The organism is Coprococcus sp. AM11-30B (genome assembly GCF_027674365.1).
Lineage (GTDB): Bacteria > Bacillota > Clostridia > Lachnospirales > Lachnospiraceae > Allocoprococcus > Allocoprococcus comes.
In genome coordinates, this window is the sequence record NZ_JAQDVB010000006.1 from 69,889 (window position 1) to 86,210 (window position 16,322).

The 16,322-nt window shown below is 35.3% G+C and carries 23 protein-coding genes; all 23 read left to right on the forward strand.

Features of this window, described 5'->3' with window-relative positions; all coding sequences use genetic code 11:
* The first annotated feature begins 65 nt into the window (after positions 1-65).
* The gene (locus PGU50_RS05100) at positions 66-599 is read left to right on the forward strand and encodes a hypothetical protein (RefSeq protein ID WP_270246283.1); all 534 of its coding nucleotides are present in this window, start codon (positions 66-68) and stop codon (positions 597-599) included.
* 13 nt (positions 600-612) lie between these two features.
* The gene (locus tag PGU50_RS05105) at positions 613-801 is read left to right on the forward strand and encodes a hypothetical protein (RefSeq protein ID WP_118174599.1); all 189 of its coding nucleotides are present in this window, start codon (positions 613-615) and stop codon (positions 799-801) included.
* 9 nt (positions 802-810) lie between these two features.
* Positions 811-1,401, forward strand: coding sequence for a hypothetical protein (locus PGU50_RS05110; protein WP_270246286.1), 591 nt, complete (start codon positions 811-813; stop codon positions 1,399-1,401).
* Between the two features lie 26 nt (positions 1,402-1,427).
* The gene (locus PGU50_RS05115; RefSeq protein WP_270246288.1) at positions 1,428-1,592 is read left to right on the forward strand and encodes a hypothetical protein; all 165 of its coding nucleotides are present in this window, start codon (positions 1,428-1,430) and stop codon (positions 1,590-1,592) included.
* A 66-nt stretch (positions 1,593-1,658) separates the two neighbouring features.
* Complete coding sequence (locus PGU50_RS05120; RefSeq protein ID WP_270246289.1) at positions 1,659-2,741, forward strand: hypothetical protein; 1,083 nt, start codon at positions 1,659-1,661, stop codon at positions 2,739-2,741.
* 19 nt (positions 2,742-2,760) lie between these two features.
* Positions 2,761-3,627: a hypothetical protein gene (locus PGU50_RS05125; RefSeq protein WP_270246290.1), complete on the forward strand. Its 867-nt coding sequence runs from the start codon at positions 2,761-2,763 to the stop codon at positions 3,625-3,627.
* 10 nt (positions 3,628-3,637) lie between these two features.
* Positions 3,638-3,844, forward strand: a complete 207-nt coding sequence (locus PGU50_RS05130; RefSeq protein WP_270246291.1) for a hypothetical protein — start codon at positions 3,638-3,640, stop codon at positions 3,842-3,844.
* The gene (locus PGU50_RS05135) at positions 3,834-6,797 is read left to right on the forward strand and encodes an N-6 DNA methylase (RefSeq protein ID WP_270246292.1); all 2,964 of its coding nucleotides are present in this window, start codon (positions 3,834-3,836) and stop codon (positions 6,795-6,797) included. Before PGU50_RS05130 ends, PGU50_RS05135 begins: the two co-directional genes overlap by 11 nt.
* The gene (locus tag PGU50_RS05140; RefSeq protein WP_270246293.1) at positions 6,773-7,183 is read left to right on the forward strand and encodes an HNH endonuclease; all 411 of its coding nucleotides are present in this window, start codon (positions 6,773-6,775) and stop codon (positions 7,181-7,183) included. Before PGU50_RS05135 ends, PGU50_RS05140 begins: the two co-directional genes overlap by 25 nt.
* Positions 7,180-7,596: a hypothetical protein gene (locus PGU50_RS05145; protein WP_270246295.1), complete on the forward strand. Its 417-nt coding sequence runs from the start codon at positions 7,180-7,182 to the stop codon at positions 7,594-7,596. Before PGU50_RS05140 ends, PGU50_RS05145 begins: the two co-directional genes overlap by 4 nt.
* Positions 7,597-7,690: 94 nt before the next feature.
* Positions 7,691-8,854 carry a DUF262 domain-containing protein gene (locus tag PGU50_RS05150; protein ID WP_270246296.1) on the forward strand — a complete coding sequence of 388 codons (1,164 nt, stop codon included), beginning with the start codon at positions 7,691-7,693 and terminating at the stop codon, positions 8,852-8,854.
* An 85-nt stretch (positions 8,855-8,939) separates the two neighbouring features.
* Positions 8,940-9,704: a DUF6273 domain-containing protein gene (locus tag PGU50_RS05155; protein ID WP_270246297.1), complete on the forward strand. Its 765-nt coding sequence runs from the start codon at positions 8,940-8,942 to the stop codon at positions 9,702-9,704.
* 273 nt (positions 9,705-9,977) lie between these two features.
* Entirely contained in the window at positions 9,978-10,244 is a 267-nt protein-coding gene (locus tag PGU50_RS05160) for a hypothetical protein (protein WP_118174617.1), read from the forward strand.
* 14 nt (positions 10,245-10,258) lie between these two features.
* Positions 10,259-10,819, forward strand: a complete 561-nt coding sequence (locus PGU50_RS05165; protein WP_270246298.1) for a hypothetical protein — start codon at positions 10,259-10,261, stop codon at positions 10,817-10,819.
* Positions 10,820-10,831: 12 nt separating this feature from the next.
* The gene (gene pncB, locus PGU50_RS05170; protein WP_270246299.1) at positions 10,832-12,148 is read left to right on the forward strand and encodes a nicotinate phosphoribosyltransferase; all 1,317 of its coding nucleotides are present in this window, start codon (positions 10,832-10,834) and stop codon (positions 12,146-12,148) included.
* Positions 12,149-12,166: 18 nt separating this feature from the next.
* Positions 12,167-12,910 carry an NAD(+) synthase gene (nadE, locus tag PGU50_RS05175; protein WP_270246300.1) on the forward strand — a complete coding sequence of 248 codons (744 nt, stop codon included), beginning with the start codon at positions 12,167-12,169 and terminating at the stop codon, positions 12,908-12,910.
* A gap of 3 nt (positions 12,911-12,913) precedes the next feature.
* Positions 12,914-13,315, forward strand: a complete 402-nt coding sequence (locus PGU50_RS05180) for a hypothetical protein (protein ID WP_118174623.1) — start codon at positions 12,914-12,916, stop codon at positions 13,313-13,315.
* Positions 13,233-13,805: an NUDIX hydrolase gene (locus tag PGU50_RS05185; RefSeq protein ID WP_270246302.1), complete on the forward strand. Its 573-nt coding sequence runs from the start codon at positions 13,233-13,235 to the stop codon at positions 13,803-13,805. Before PGU50_RS05180 ends, PGU50_RS05185 begins: the two co-directional genes overlap by 83 nt.
* Before the next feature lie 9 nt (positions 13,806-13,814).
* Positions 13,815-14,366 (forward strand): hypothetical protein, encoded by a 552-nt coding sequence (locus tag PGU50_RS05190; protein ID WP_270246303.1) that lies wholly within the window; start codon positions 13,815-13,817, stop codon positions 14,364-14,366.
* A 67-nt stretch (positions 14,367-14,433) separates the two neighbouring features.
* Positions 14,434-14,685 carry an AP2 domain-containing protein gene (locus PGU50_RS05195; protein ID WP_118174629.1) on the forward strand — a complete coding sequence of 84 codons (252 nt, stop codon included), beginning with the start codon at positions 14,434-14,436 and terminating at the stop codon, positions 14,683-14,685.
* 12 nt (positions 14,686-14,697) lie between these two features.
* Entirely contained in the window at positions 14,698-15,519 is an 822-nt protein-coding gene (locus PGU50_RS05200; RefSeq protein ID WP_270246304.1) for a hypothetical protein, read from the forward strand.
* A gap of 26 nt (positions 15,520-15,545) precedes the next feature.
* Entirely contained in the window at positions 15,546-16,022 is a 477-nt protein-coding gene (locus tag PGU50_RS05205) for a macro domain-containing protein (RefSeq protein ID WP_270246305.1), read from the forward strand.
* Entirely contained in the window at positions 16,016-16,291 is a 276-nt protein-coding gene (locus PGU50_RS05210; protein ID WP_270246306.1) for an HU family DNA-binding protein, read from the forward strand. Before PGU50_RS05205 ends, PGU50_RS05210 begins: the two co-directional genes overlap by 7 nt.
* Positions 16,292-16,322 lie beyond the last annotated feature (31 nt).

Sequence of the window (16,322 nt, forward strand, 5' to 3'; positions counted from 1 at the left end):
AACAAACTATAATAAATGAAAGGAAGATAAAAGAGTGGGACAACACCCACTCTTTATATAGAGAGATGACAGCAAGAACAGCAAGGGTTTTATATGACACAACAAAAACAATTACTGTAGTAAGTGGCATTGTAGGCGGTATATTAACTTTTATCGCTGCTGGTATTTCAGACAATTATACATTAGTTGGGCAATCCGTTCCGGGAGATTATGATTTAAAGATAATGCATATAGCGTTTTTTATTATGGCTATTGCTATTTTAGGGATTTTTATAATGGATCACGCTTTATTTGATGCAATGTATGACTTGGAAAGAGTGCCGGTTAAATATAGTGAATATATTGGTTGTTGTTTAGAACGTAACCAGATATTTGATAGACAGATAAAACAAGCACTCGACAGGTACTATAATTTGGATTGGGGTATGGTAGACCGTTTGGACTCGAAAATAAATGATGATGCGGTAGAAAATGGTTATGATCGTGTCCGTGGGATTTATCAAACCATATTAGGAAAAATATTTATTGTTACAGATTCAGAAAGATATGCAACAACTATATATTCTGAAAAGGAATATCTGAAAGAAATAAATTACTAAAGGAGATTGAAAAATGGAAAAAGACAAGAGCATTCATAAAACAAGTACAGGAAAGTTATTCCAGTTGATAGATTTAGAAGGGAATCCGATTGACTATGTAAAGTGTAAGGGTATTTTTACACGGTCATATATGGCAGCATTAGAAGTTGGTCAGGCGTTAAGATCTTCCGATAACGGTATGATGTTAAAGCGTATTCAGTAGGAGGGTTTTATGTCAGCAAGAATTTTAGTTGCCGGTAGATCTGAAATATGCAGAGAATTATTTAATGATCCAGAAGCATATGGTTCACATATAGCCGATAGATTATCATGTATCAATAAGCCAGCCGGTTGTTTATGGGGTTCTACATTACTTCATAATGGAGGATATCCGTCTGATTGGTTAAGATGGGTAGCAAGTGAAGGGTTTATGCTTGATAAGTATAGCAGCATGGCGGTCAGCTTTAAATTGAGCAGAAAAGCCAAAATTTGCACGATTGACACCGTAGAAGATTATCATAGATTGATGCGAAAATATGCAAAACCTAAATATGAAAATAGTGAGTATAGCAGTTTGTTTAAAGAAAAAGTAATTGACTGGAAAAAGTTATCGAAAGATTACGATGCTTTTCATTTGACAGAACGGGCATTTTGGGAAATGCGATTACCACTATCTAATATATTGAAGTGTGAAGATGGTAGCGAGTTATGTGATTTCTATTCATACGATTGTGAAAGTTGGATTCTTTTCAATTTAGATTGTATTAACTGGGGATCGGTTATCAATCAAGATGTGAAAATAAAGTCTTTGTATGATGATTAAGGAAGGAACAAGGAGGGAAATAAGTTATGGAAAAATGTGCAATTTGGAAAGATCATAAAGTTGTTGGTTATATTGATTTAACCGAAGAACAGAAAAGGATCTTGAATGAAGTTCCTGGAATTGGCGTATATTTTGGATTTGACAGAACAACACGCCCAGAGAAGTATGCAGAAAGCTATAAACAAACATAAATAAAGATTGACATTACACAACTTATAATGTATAATAGGATTATAAGTTAAGGGAGGAACAAACACATGAAAAATCAGTTAGAAAACAATGGATCATATTTAGGTTTCACAGATAATAAGACAGCTTTACAGAAAGCAAAAATTGAGAGCTGCCTAGATAAAGTATTTAGATACAGTAATGGTATTATGGCAAGAAAAGATGCTATGCTTTATGGTCTGAGAAATGGCAAAAAGCCGGAAGTTGCCGATGAAGTAAGAGGAAACGGCACTGTTAAGAAATCATATCGCATGGCATGGGACAACCTTTATAATGACATCACGAAAACAGAATATGATTTTTGTATTTATCTGATAGAACATGATCTTGTTTCTGAGGAATCTGTAAATGCTTTTATTGAAGCAGAAAACAAGGAAAAAGAAAGAGCTGCAGAAGAACAGAGAAAAGTGGAAGAAGCAGCCAGAAAAGAAGAAGAGAGAGCCGAAGTTGAGAAAGAAGAATTTAAAATCTGGCTTGCAGAAACTTCTAAAATGTATAATGGTACAACTAGAGGAAATTTAGTTGAACGTATTTATCTTGATGTATACGGCGAATTTCGTTTCCCGTTACGAGCTTTTGAATTACTGGTTTGTATTGATAATATCGAAAAGGTATTATGCCGGGAAGAGTTACAAGCACGTTTACATACAGATAATAGAGCAAGTCGAAAAGTATTTCAGTGTGTAACAGGTTTGAAGCTGCCAAACACTAATAGAGATACAATGGCATTTTTGGATAGTGTACAGAAGAGCGACTATCAGGATGCAGTTGAATATAAAACACGTAAGAAGCCAGAAAAGCAGCCGGAAGCAGAGAAAGAAAAGTTCTATGTGCTTATGGGTGCAGAAAAAGGGAAAAGAGAATATGTACCAGCAATAGGCAGTAAAATTGAATATCATGGCATAGAAATGTTTATTCATGAAACGCCAGACGGTAAAATTGCTATTTCATCTATAAAATGTGGTTTACGGATGGCAACCGGCAAGAGCAAGACAGAAGCAATTAAGGAAATGAAAGAACTTTTTAAGAAAATGGATATTGATACCATAAACAGTAGAATTGATGAGATTACAAGTTATTATGGTGTTAGCCCATACTTAAAACAAGCATAAATAAATGGAGGAATACAAAATGGGAATTACAGATAAATTCGGAAACTTTCAAATTAAGAAATCTGACAGAATCAGCCAGGAAGATCAAGCCTGGTTGACTCACAGAGAAGAATTATATAAACGTGCGATTGCAGTTTACAAGTCTGTTTATGATATCTATAAGGCAGAAAATGAATCATATTCAGAAGAAGACCGCAAAAATTACAAGTATTCTTCTTTTTTAGTCGGGAATTTTGGTGTCCCAAAATCGCTTTCTGATGTTCAAAATAGTTATATAAGTGGTATTTTCAGTTACTTTTCAAATAAGTATAATGTGCAACTTGAAAACAATTTTGATAGATATGATCTGGATAGAGAATATTACAGATACAATGACTCAGATCCTATCAAAGAGCTTGTTGTTGACTTCATCGACTACCATGCAGTGCTTGACAAAATTTTTGACCAGTTAGGCGGTATGAGTTTTGAAGAAAAGGCTATCAAAGAAGTAAAAGATAAATTGAAAGAAAAATGTTACAACGGCTATCGTGATACATGGGAAATTAAAGTAAAAGGTAATAAATTCACATATACAGGCGGTTATTGTAGCAAAGATAAATATTTTGATTATTACAATTTCGGTAGTACAGAATGGTTACGTGCTTTTATTGATGCGTTGGCATTTAACACATATGGAGAAAAAACACAAGTTTATTCACTGAATCATCTATATAGTTCTTATTCTATAAGACTTAAAGAGGATGATTTTCAAAATGGATTTTCAGCACCAGAGGTCGGAGTCAAGCATGTCAAACTCTTCAAGAATGGAAGGATTGATGTTACTTTTACAGATGCAGAATTTTGCCGTAAATTTGCAAGAGAATGGTGTGGTTATACACTTATTTAGGAGGAATCATATGCACGACTATAAATGGCATAAGGTCAGTGAAATGCTGCCAGATAAATGTGGAATTTATGATGTTAAAATCAAGAATTGCTATGATGAAATTGTAGAAGTCAAAGCATTATATACATATACAATAAATGAAGGTTTTACATTTTGTCGGTATGGTAGCACGATAACAAATGTAATTGAATGGAGATATACAAGTCATGAAGTATAAATGTACAAATGAAGTAATCCCACAGGAAATGAGGGAAGATATCAACACAAAAATTGAATATATTGTGAATAATGATCTACCAGAAGCGGAAACAGGTATTTCAAAAGATGATATTTTCAATGCGTATACTGGATTAGGTGGGCTTCATGGTTTAGAGTTTGCTAACTATGATAGTTACTATGATTACCAGAGAGCGAAAGTCGACATTGAGCAAGGGCAGTTCTTTACGCCTTATAAGCTGGTTGAATGGATTTATAATTGCTTACATATTTCAAATACTGATTTGATAGCAGATCTTACTTGTGGACATGGTTCATTTATCAGTTGTGCGCCGGTTGAATCGAATTTCTACGGTTGCGAATTAGACGGGAAGCCGTACAGAGTGGCAAAATACCTTTATCCAGATGCAAAACTGGAAAATACAGATATTCGTTTTTATGAGCCGAAAATTACGTTTGATTATGTTCTGGGAAATCCACCGTATAATCTGAGATGGAGAAAAGATGACAGCAACTATTTGTCAGAATATTATTATTGTCTGAAAGCTGCGGAACTGTTAAAACCAGCCGGAATTATGGCTATTATCGTGCCTATGTCGTTTTGTGCCGATGATTTTTCTGATGGTGGCATGATTGACGGAATGAATGAGCATTTTAATTTTATCTGCCAGGTAGAACTTGACAAGAATACTTTTAAACATTTGGGTGTTGAGAACTACAAGACCAAAATAGTATTCTTTCAGAAAAAATCTGAATATACGAAAGAAGTTCCATATAGTACAGAGATACTTTCAGGCGTTACTTCCGATGAAGTATGGGAGCAGTATTTAAAGCCTATTACAGAAGAAAGAGAACAGATTAAAAACAAGATTTTTCTGGAAACTGTAAGAAATAGTAAAGACGATGAAGCGTGGAGCTTTAAGGTTGAGAAACTTCTGTATGATATCAAACGAAATCCGAAAACATGCAGCCAGTATGCAGAATGTTGTGAATATGTCAATAGATATAAGACACAGAAAAAGCCGGATCATATCAAATGGGACGAATGGGAACAACTTAAAATCAAGCCGAAAGACGTTATTAAGCATTTAAAAATGGTGTTACGTTCACAGAATTCAGGACTTGATAGAACTGGTAGAATTATTAAAAACAATTATACATTTGAGTATAATGGCGATTTTACATCTATAAATGATGTTGTGTTGCAAGGCTTTTCAATGGGGCATTTTCAGTCAAGATGGATTGATAAGATCGTGAATAAAAAGCGAAAGATGTATGATATCCAGAATATGCCATTTTCTGAAATGCAACCAAACAAAAAAATAGCAAAGTGGCTTGATGAGTTCACATTGATGGATGATGAAAGAACTGTAAAGCTGAATGATGCTCAGAAAGCAGATCTGAATCTATTTATTCAGAAACCGTATAGCTTCATACAGTGGGAACAAGGAAGTGGTAAAACATTCGCCGGAATTGCAATAGGTAAATATCGTTTGCAACACGATCATGTGAAAAATGTGTTTATTGTGAGTACGGCAATCTCAATCAAGAACAACTGGCAGGATGTATTGGATCAGTACGGTATTGATTTTGTTATGATTGAAAGCCTTGCAGATATTCAAAATATCAAAGAAGGTCAGTTTGTAATTATCACTTTAAATATGATGTGTAAATATCATAAATTCATCAAGCGATATGTAAAATCAATCTGCCAGAAAGCCGTTTTGATTTTTGACGAGTCGGATAATATGAGTAATCAGGACAGTAAACGGACAAAAGCCGTATTAAATGCTTTTCGCCGGTTGAAGTATAAAACACTGATGACGGGTACAAGCACAAGGAATAATATCACTGAAATTTATCCTCAGTTTGAATTATTGTACAACAATTCTATCAATATGTTGTCTGAATGTGAGTATATTATGGAACGTAACAAAGATGGAGAACTGGAAGACCAGATAAATGAATATTATTTACAGCCATATCCAGCATATCGTAAGGGTAGTAAGTTATTTGCAGCGAGTCATATTCCAGAGAAAATCACTGTATTTGGCGTATCTCAGTTCACACAAGATATTCTTAATGCAGACATTTTGAAACAGATGATTGATAAGACGATTATCACACGTACATTTGAAGAAATTACTGGCAAACAGCTTTATGAGATTAAACAGATCGCTTGTGAAATGGGAGAAGAAGAGAAACGTCTGTATAAGGTTGCATTGGACGAGTTCTATAAAATGGAATATCTGTTTGCGAAAACTGGGAACAGCCGGAAAGATGCAATGTTGAAAATTTTGAATCAGTTGCTTGCACTTTTGAAGATTTGCGCTGCGCCTCAGACGTTGAGAGAGTACAATCAGTCGATAATGCCGGAAAAATTCAAAACTGTATTATCACTTTTAGACGAATTTTCTGATGAAAGAGTTGCTATTGGTGTGCGTCATATTTCAGTAGTAAATGCATATGCAAAGGAAATCAGAAAAGCGTTTCCGGGCAGACCTATATTTGTGATTACTGGAAATGAAACTACATTGAAACAGAGAAAGAAAATTGTCAAAGAGTTAAAAGAAACAACAAACGGAATTCTGATAAGCACACAGCAGAGCTTATCTGCAAGTATGAATATTGATTTTGTGAATAAGTGTATTATTCCAGAATTGCACTGGAACAACTCTAGCATGAGTCAGTATTATTTCCGCTTTATTCGTTATACTTCAACGGAATTTAAGCAAGTGTATTTTGTAACTTATGAGAATAGTATTGAAAGCAATCTGTTAAAAATGATTCTTGTAAAAGACAAATTGAATCTGTTTATGAAGGATCAGGATTTGACAGACGATGAACTATATGAACGTTTTGGAGTGGATAGTAATATGCTGCAGAACCTCATGTACAAAGAAAAAACGGAAGAAGGTTATGTAATAAGATGGGGAAATCAAAAAGTATCGTAAAGAAACAACCATATATAAGGAAAGAAATATATTCCATTGATGAAGTGTATAACGCTGTAACAGATGGACTCTTTGAAGAGAAAAAGACATTTGTTGATATGGATGGAGATATGATTAAAGCAAATAGTCAGAGATATCAGACGTTTTTCACAAAAGGAATTAAGTGTTGCCGGTGTGGAATCGAAGGTAGATATTTTGCAAAAGAGAAAAATCCGAATGCAAGAAGATATCATTTGAATCTGTATGCGGTAGATCAAGATGGGGAAGAAGTGATGATGACAAAAGATCATATCATCCCCGTTTCCAAAGGTGGCAAGAATACGCTTGAAAATTACCAGACAATGTGCAGAAAATGCAACGTGCAAAAGGGGAATAAATTGGTTTGACATATGATAGAGAAAATATGCGATGGATAGAATACACAAAACTATCTAATGGACAATCGGCGGTAATCTGTTTTGATAAGAACTATAGACATGAAATAGGAAGTGGATATGATTATGCAGTTGCTTTTGCTATTGCTAATAAAAAGAAAGTTTTAAGGCAGTGGCTTAATAGTGACGGTTACGGCGATTTAGATATGACAACAACTGGGAAATGTGGTGTTGAGGGATTATTGTGGGCTTTTAAAATGGTTCGTGAATTTATAGGAACACATATGTATGAAAATGATAGAATCATTGTATATGGTTCAGATGCAAGAAGACAAAAGGTATATAGACATTTTCTCACTACTAGATTAGGGTTTGAAGAAATACTTGATCCATATTGGGGAAGATGCCTTGCAAAAAACTTATAAACAAACCAAAATAAATGTTGACACAATAATAAAAATGTGGTATCTTATATATAAAGAAAAACACAACTAATAAAAATTCACGGAGGTATTAAAAATGAAGAAATCAACAATCCCTTACACAGTTATGCAGTTAAAGAAAATGTATGAGAAATCTGGAATCCTGGATTTTGATTGCCCTATTCAGAGAAGATATGGAATGTGGGACGATTATAAAAAGAGTCTGTTACCACATTCAATGCTTATCGGGTTTGTCATTCCACCATTGTATTTTACAAAAGAAAACAAAGGCACAAGAGATAAAAAGAACAGACCAGTATCTAATTATTCTTGCATTGACGGTCAGCACAGACTTCGCAGCTTATTCAGTTTTATCAATGATGAGTATGCACTGCATCCAGAAACGCCGGAAGTTGAAATTGATGGAGAAACTTATGAAATCGCTGGATTGAAATTCTCAGAGCTGCCGGAAGAAATTCAGCAGATGATTAACGGATATGTTTTCACGAATTATAACTTAGAAGAATGCACAGATGAAGAAATCGAGGAAATGTTCTTTAGACTGAATAACGGATCTGGATTAAGTAAAACTCAGATTGCCAATGTAAAACTGGGTATGAATCTGGCAAAATTTGTTAAAGAGATTCTTGCCGGAAAGTTCTTTGAAGATGTTTGTCATTTTACACCAGCTCAGTATCGTAGAGCAGCAGACGAAAAGACACTTTTACAAGCTATGATGCTGTTAGATGTAAAAGACGGAGATTACGAACTTACTTCTATCTCAGAAGGTCAGGTAACAAAGTATGCGGAAAAACTGCATGATTCTTATACAGATGAAAAGCGTGAACGTCTTCTTAAAATTGTTAAGTATCTGGAAGACGGATTCGACCAGAAAGAAAAATTTATGAAGGTTGTAAATATTCCGATTTTCATGTACATGGCAGATGAGGCAATCAACAACGATATTAAAGCAGAAGATTTCTACAAATGGTTTGAGATCTTTGCAGACAAATATAACCCGGATTGTGCCTATGCACAGTATTGTTCTACTGGATCTGTCAAGAAAGAGAAGGTGGAGGGAAGAATTTCTGTTATGAGTAAAGATTTCAGAGATTATTTCAAACTTAATGATAACAATAATGAGGTAGAAGAAACAGAAATGGAAGAATCTGATGAATCCAGCGAACAGGTTACAGAGTCTAAAACTCCACTGACTGACGATTTCATGGATGATTTAGATAATGAACTTCCATTTTGCTAAAAAGATTTGAGCGGTGTATGGTAGGTAAATCCTGCCACGCCGTAAAAATAAATTAAAATCAAACGAAAATAAAGGAGAATACACAATGAAATTATTTAAAAACAAGAAAACAGGGAAAATGTATGTAACACTTTCAGAGGAAAAAGATTGCCTGGTGGGATTTGATGGAATTCCGTATACAGGATCTTCGGACGATGTTGAGGAAGTTTCGACAACAGCATCAGCACAGGATTTTCGCAGATTACATGAAGAGGCAAATGGTTTTTCTATTGGTTGTAGTGTAAATGTAGAAGATCCTACAAAAGTGACAATAGAAATTACGCATAGTGTAACAAATGAAAATAAAAGAAAATACAAAGTGGGGGATAAGTTTTCGTTTTCTTTAAAGAATGGAGAAAGTGTGACAGCACTTGCGGTTAAGGAAGAAACGGATGGAATGGTCTTCATCTTTGAAGACTGTTTAAGTAAAGCATACCCTATGAATGACAATCTGATGGATATGCTCAATAATGAGTTGTATAAATTATTTCCTGATAAGATTCGAGATGCTATGGTTTCTTTTGATGGCAATAGCATGATTAGAATTCCAACCGAAAAAGAAATTTTTGGTGTTAATAAATATGGCGAGAAAGAATCTGATGATGTAAAGCAGTTTGAGCCGATGAAAAATAGAAGAAACAGAATTGCATTTAGGAACAATGAATTTGAATGGTACTGGTTGAAAAACCGTGGTGTGAGGAGTGCGACTTCCTTCGCTTTTGTGGGCACCGGCGGTAGTGCGCACGACTCCAACGCCTCTAATTCTTATGGTGTTCGCCCGCTTTTCAAAATCAGATTTGTAGAAATCTGAAATCTTTAATCTTACCGCCATTTATGGCGGTATGTTAAAGGCTGTAATTAAGAGAATAGGAGCGTAAAAGGAAATGAAGAAAATTCGTAAAATGATTTGCATTATTATTGTATCTGGATATAAATTTGGAATAACACCATTGTATAACGCCGATGGTACATTACAGGTATATGAAGAATAAATAAAATCAGTTTTTTATCTTAAAATAAATACAATATATAGTATTTTAATGTTAATGGAATGCAATATATAGAGTGCGAGGTGTACACAAATATGCAACCTTTTAAAAAATGGAAAGAGGCATCAGATAATAAGTATAAAAGAAGAATGTTCGGTGTAATCAATAGCTCTAGTGATGAGAAACTGATAGAACTTAACAAAGAATTCTATAATGGAATTGAGTTTGATAGAAGATTAGGAAAAAAGGTTTCTAAAGTGACTATCGAAATTGACGGGCTAATAAATGAAGAGATGCGTAAAAGAGGGCTTAAAACATGTGACGATATCGAGGAAGATATTTGGTTTAGTCAGCATAGATAATAAAGGAGAAAATTATGATAGCAATTAAGTGGTCTGATTATCAGAAATATGGTTGCCCGAAATGTGGTTGTAATTCCGCAAGGAGTGGAAACGTAAGCGGTAGAGGAACGGCATTTGGTACTTGTAGAGAGTGTAAAGAAAATTTTGTGGTATTAAGCGATGAGATAACAAGATCTGCATTTGGGTATTGTACTGGTAAAAAGGATTCTCAGGGAAAAGATATTTTTGAATATCCAGAAGTACAAGAGCATCCGAGAAATGGAATTTCGTGTCATCAATGGGTACAACCAGATCCAAAACCAGAATACGGAGAGTATTGGAATTCAAGAGGAATTGGCTATGATTTGAGTGGATTCGTGAAATCTAAGAAAGCCGGAGAAAGACTTCTGAAAATGGTAAAAGAAGTTTTAGGTAAGGATAAGCCGGAGTCGTGGCTTGATTGGAGAGAGTATGAGCCTGAATGGATTCAGTTTAAATTCCAGGGAAGTGAGTTCGATTTGGAACGATTGGATAAATTAGCAACTGAAAATTCAAATATTTTGACAAAAGAAATTTTAACAGAATGTAAAATCTAAAAGGAGAAAATTATGAAGTTAGGAAGAATCGTAACAAGTTTATTAGAGAATGATCTGTATAAATTCAGTATGGGACAGGCGATTTATCATCAGTTCTCAGACTACAAGACAACATGGAGTTTCAAATGCCGGAACAAAGACGTACATTTCACAAAAGAAATGGTGGAAGAAATCAGAGAGCAGATTAAAGCATATTGTGAGCTGCGGTTTACAGAAGACGAACTGAGTTATCTGGACGGTATCAAGTGGATCAAAGGATCTTACATTGATTTCCTAAGACTCTGGAAACCACGATATGAAGATTTCACAATCACAGATGATGCAGAATGTGGACTTATCATTGAAACTGCCGGTACATGGTTAAATACTTCTATGTACGAAATCCCGACACTTGCTATTGTAAATGAAGTGTATTTCAGAATGCAGTACGATTATGACGAGCTGTTAAGTAGTTTCAAGAAAAGACTGGATAACAAGTATGCAAATCTTCGCAATGGTCATTGGTATTGTGGCACATTTTCAGAGTTTGGACTTCGCCGGAGATTATCTGCAGAAGCACAGGAACTTGTTGTTGAGAAGTTCTCACACCTGAATGATACGGCGCATTGTGCATCAAGATTTATTGGCACTTCAAACGTATTTCTTGCGAAAAAATACGGAGTTACACCAGTTGGCACAATGGCACATGAATGGATTATGTGTGTAGGACAGGGAAATCACAAGCACAATCCGGCATATTCTAATTGGTATGCACTTGACGCATGGGTTAAGGAATATGGAGTTTTGAACGGTACAGCACTGACAGATACAATTACAACCGACTGTTTCTTGGAAGATTTCCAGCTTACATTCGCAACATTGTTTTCTGGCGTTCGTCATGATTCGGGTGATCCGATGGTGTGGGGCGAAAAGATGATTAAGCACTATGAAAAACTGGGGATTGATACGAAAACAAAAACATTGCTTTTCTCTGATTCACTGGATTTTGAGAGAGCAGATAAGATTTGCCGACATTTTTCAAAGAAAGCAAAAGTCGCATTCGGAATCGGCACATATTTGTCAAATGATACTTGCGTAAGTCCACTCAATATCGTTATGAAGACTACAAAATGCAATGGTCAGGATGTGGCTAAAATTTCCGATGTTGAAGGAAAGGGAATGTGTAAGAATCCAGAGTATGTGGATTATTTGAGAAGATCAATTGGTTGGAGAATGGAGTCCTCAAAGAAAGCAGAAATGGACGAAAAACTGACTTCATATTTTAAAAGCAGTTTTACAGGAGAAAAGACACCTGTTTTAATGCATGGTAGTGGGAAAAGTAGAATGTAAAGAAAGGCGGTATCTGAAATGAGTTTTAATGCAAAAGAAGTAAAAGATAAGTGCGTAGAGTGGATCAGAGAATGGTTCAAAGAAAATGGGAATCAGTGCAAAGCTGTAATTGGAATCAGTGGAGGTGTTGACTCTTCTGTAGTAGCTGCATTATGTGTGGAAGCATTAGGGAAAGAAAGAGTATACGGTGTGTTGATGCCACAGAACAGCCAGGATGACATTGATTATTCTTATGAGTTATGTGAACATCTGGGAATTGAACATTGTGTTATTGATATTGGTAATACTGTAGAGGATATGTTGACTCTTATGTACATTAAAAGTGGGATTAAAGTTTCTAATCAGACAGAAATAAATATTCCGGCTAGAGTGAGAATGGTAATGCTGTATGCAATTTCTCAGTCGATTGACGGGCGTGTTGCAAATACATGTAATTTGTCTGAGAACTATGTTGGTTACAGTACAAAATATGGAGATGCAGCAGGGGACTTTTCGCCACTGGAATCACTGACAAAAACAGAAGTAAAAGCGATTGGTAAAGAACTTGGACTGCCGGAACGTCTGGTTGTAAAAGTTCCAACTGACGGTTTATGTGGAAAGACAGACGAAGAAAAACTGGGATTTTCATATGATGTACTGGATAAGTATATCAGAACTGGCGAAATTGAAGACATGCCAAAGAAACGTTCGATTGACACATTGCATATGTTGAATGATTTTAAAATGAAACCTATGGCACATTTTGAGTATACAGGAGAATAGCATATGAGTAAAAACCACGCAAAAGAACTTTTTGGAAAATTTAATGAGAACACAGATGATTATGACAAGTACATAGACACTGTAAAATATTGCGAATCTATAGAGGATGAAATTAGATCGGAAGAAAATGTAAAATTTCATGCTAAACTTCGCAGATTAGAAGGTTTGTTAAGTTGTCCTAATTGGAGAGAAAGAAAAAATGATATGTTATCACTTATTCATAAGGTACAGGCAGAGATAGAGCTTAAATATGGGGATTGCATAGCAAAAGAAAGTAAAACAATGTGTTCACAAGTCGGAAAGCATATTAAAGGAGAAGATAATGGGAAAAATAATATACGCAGAGAAAATAACTTGTCAGAAGTTTATAAATCTGTTCAAACTTCACGCAAAAACGAAAGATGAAAAAGATATTGAATATATGGTTGCTTCAAGAGCCAAAGAAGTTGATGAACTAAAAGCGATCAATCCAAGTAAACAAGTTGATGCTGTTGCAATTCGTGCAACAACAGAAGAAGGAAAACTGGCACTTATCAGACAGTACAGATATGCAATCGGTGGTTATATCTATGAACTTCCTGCTGGACTTGTTGACGATGGAGAAAGTGTTTGTGATGCAGCAATAAGAGAAATGCATGAGGAAACAGGGTTGACACTTGAAATCACAGATTTGCCGATTGGAAATAAGGGTGGTTATTCAAGTGCCGGAATGACTGACGAAACTTGCACACTTGTAGTAGGCAAGGTAACTGGCGAAATTTCCGATAAATATAAAGAAGCGTCAGAAGAAATTGAAGTATTGCTTGTAGATAAAAAAGAAGCAGCACGTATCTTAAAAGAAGAAAACGTATGTATCAGATTAGCTCTTGTGCTTATGATGTTTATACATGAGTAGGAGGGCGTTATGACAATACATAAGAAAGGAAAAGAGTGTGACTATGAGAAGAAACGCACGATTGCCCACATAATTGTTATTTTGGTTGCTTTGGTGTTACTTGCTATTATTTCAGTAGTGGCAGCGAAAAAGTCCAGCCAAATAGAAAAGAGTGTTACAAAATCAGATCCAGAGCCACTTGTCATTGAAAAATCAATCCCAAAAGATAACGATTCATCATTTGAGTCGGATTCTGAGAGCGTGAAGAAATTTCAAGACAAATATTCTATGGACTGGGGTTTTGTAGATGCTCAGTATCTATTAAAAATAGCAGAATATCATGGTGGAACAAAAGAAGAACGTGCATATACAATTCTTGTAACACTAAATAAAGTATTTGAAGAACGTAGATCCATACAAGATATAGTTCTTGAAGAGCTGTATGATAATGATGGACTGGAATCAGATGACTTTGAAAAAATTGTTGCATCAGATGTAACAAAGGAAGCATTAAAGATGATAGTGTATGATCGGTTCGATAATAGTGCTGGTTCTACAGAATACAAAGAATTTTATAATTAAACTATAATAAATGGTTGACAAATTAAGAAAACATGATATACTATAATCAGAAACGAGGTGATATGAAATGTCAGGCACAAACTTGAATCGGATTAAAAACAAGCGTATGCAGAAAAATAACACTTCTGGTGTTACCGGCGTTTCTTTTCATTCAGGAATGGGACAATGGTATGCAAGAATCTCTTTTAAAGGGAAAACGTATAGCTTGGGTTATTTTGATGAACTTGATGATGCGGTTAAAGCCAGGAGAGATGCGGAAAAGAAGTTGCATGATGGTTTCATATCTCAAATAAGCCATAATAAAGTTATAGAAGTGTAAAGGAGAAGAAAGATGATTAAACAGTTAATCCAGACAGAAACAAAAGTATTAAGCTCAAATACCGTTATTGATTGTGGCAACGGCGATGTTGCTATCGGTATGGCAGATGTAAAGGGCACGCCAAATGTACTTATTACATTTTCTAATATTCCACAGCAGGAAGTTGGATCAAGTGTAAAAAATAAAGATGTTATCAATACGCCGGTTGTAGTATCTTTTGATTCTGTCGAGAGTATCAAGGTTTTGAATAAGACTGTACAGGCTGCAATGAATAAGCTGAAAAAGAAAGAAGAGACAGCAAAGAGAGCAGCTTTACCGCATTTTATTGTAAAGACTGAAAGTATTATGATTCCGAGTTCTTTCAAATGTACAAATCCGAATGCAGAGAAGATCATGAGTTGCCAGCAGTATTTCAATGAAAATGGAAAGCTGGACGAAGCCATTGATGTAACAAGCACCCTTACACTTACAGATGGATATGTGAGATATCTGGTTGCGAAATACAACAAACTGGAAAAGGTAGAAGTTGTTGCAGCAAATGGTATTGATATCAAGGTTGGAAACCAGGTTATTAAATTTACGTCAGACGATATCAGACTTTCTTATGGTCTGGGAAAAGACGATGAAACAGGCGAAAAGAAGTTCTACTTATCCATTGTAAATGGTGGTAAGAGATATGAAGTTCCGGCAGAGGATAATGTAGAAGCTGCCACAATGGTTAAGAAGATTACAAATGTATTCGATGCAAAGATCGGGATTGCAGCAGTTAGCACATTGAACTTTGGACTGAAAGAAAGACTTGAAGAAGCTGGTATTACTGTTGCATATGCATAACAAGCAAAAATAAAGGACAAAACATTATGATTTACAATATAGTTGGAGATTTATTAAAACAGGATAAAGTAGATATAATTTGTCATCAGACAAACTGTAAAGGTGTGATGGGTGCAGGAATTGCATTTCAGATTAAAAGAGCTTATCCAGAAGTATTCAAAAAGTACAAAGAGTTTTGTGATGAATATGAAAATATTTTACTTGGAAGAACATTATTCGTAAATTGTAATGACGGAAAAGTTGTTGCAAATCTGTTTGGTCAAGATGGCTATGGTAGAGGATTCTGCCAGACAGATTATGTGGCACTTGAAAAGGCAATTGCTACGGTGGCAAAAACCGCAGCCAAATATAAAAAGAGTGTCGGATTTCCGTACAAAATTGGTTGCGATTTAGCCGGTGGTGATTGGTCAATAGTAAGCAAAATCATAGAAAAATATTTTATGGATTCTGAGGTGGATTGCTACATCTGTTCGCTAACACAGGAACAGGAGCATGAATGTTAAATAAGAAAGAATTTATAAATGTGGTCAGTGGTACTACTGGAAAATCTAAAAAAGAGGTTGAAAGTGCCGTTGACCTGGTACTTGAAGGTATCAAGTATGCCTACAAGTATTATGATGGCGTAAAATTCGTTGGTTTTGGTACTTTTAAGAAAAAGACAACGAAATCACGAATGGGCACAGATCCAAACACACTTGAACGAATTAAAATCGAGTCAAATGTGTTACCAAAATTCATTCCGGGAGCAGAACTGAGAGGAATCTTTGCTTAGTTCCCGGAAATTCAAAAGAAAGTGCAGATAA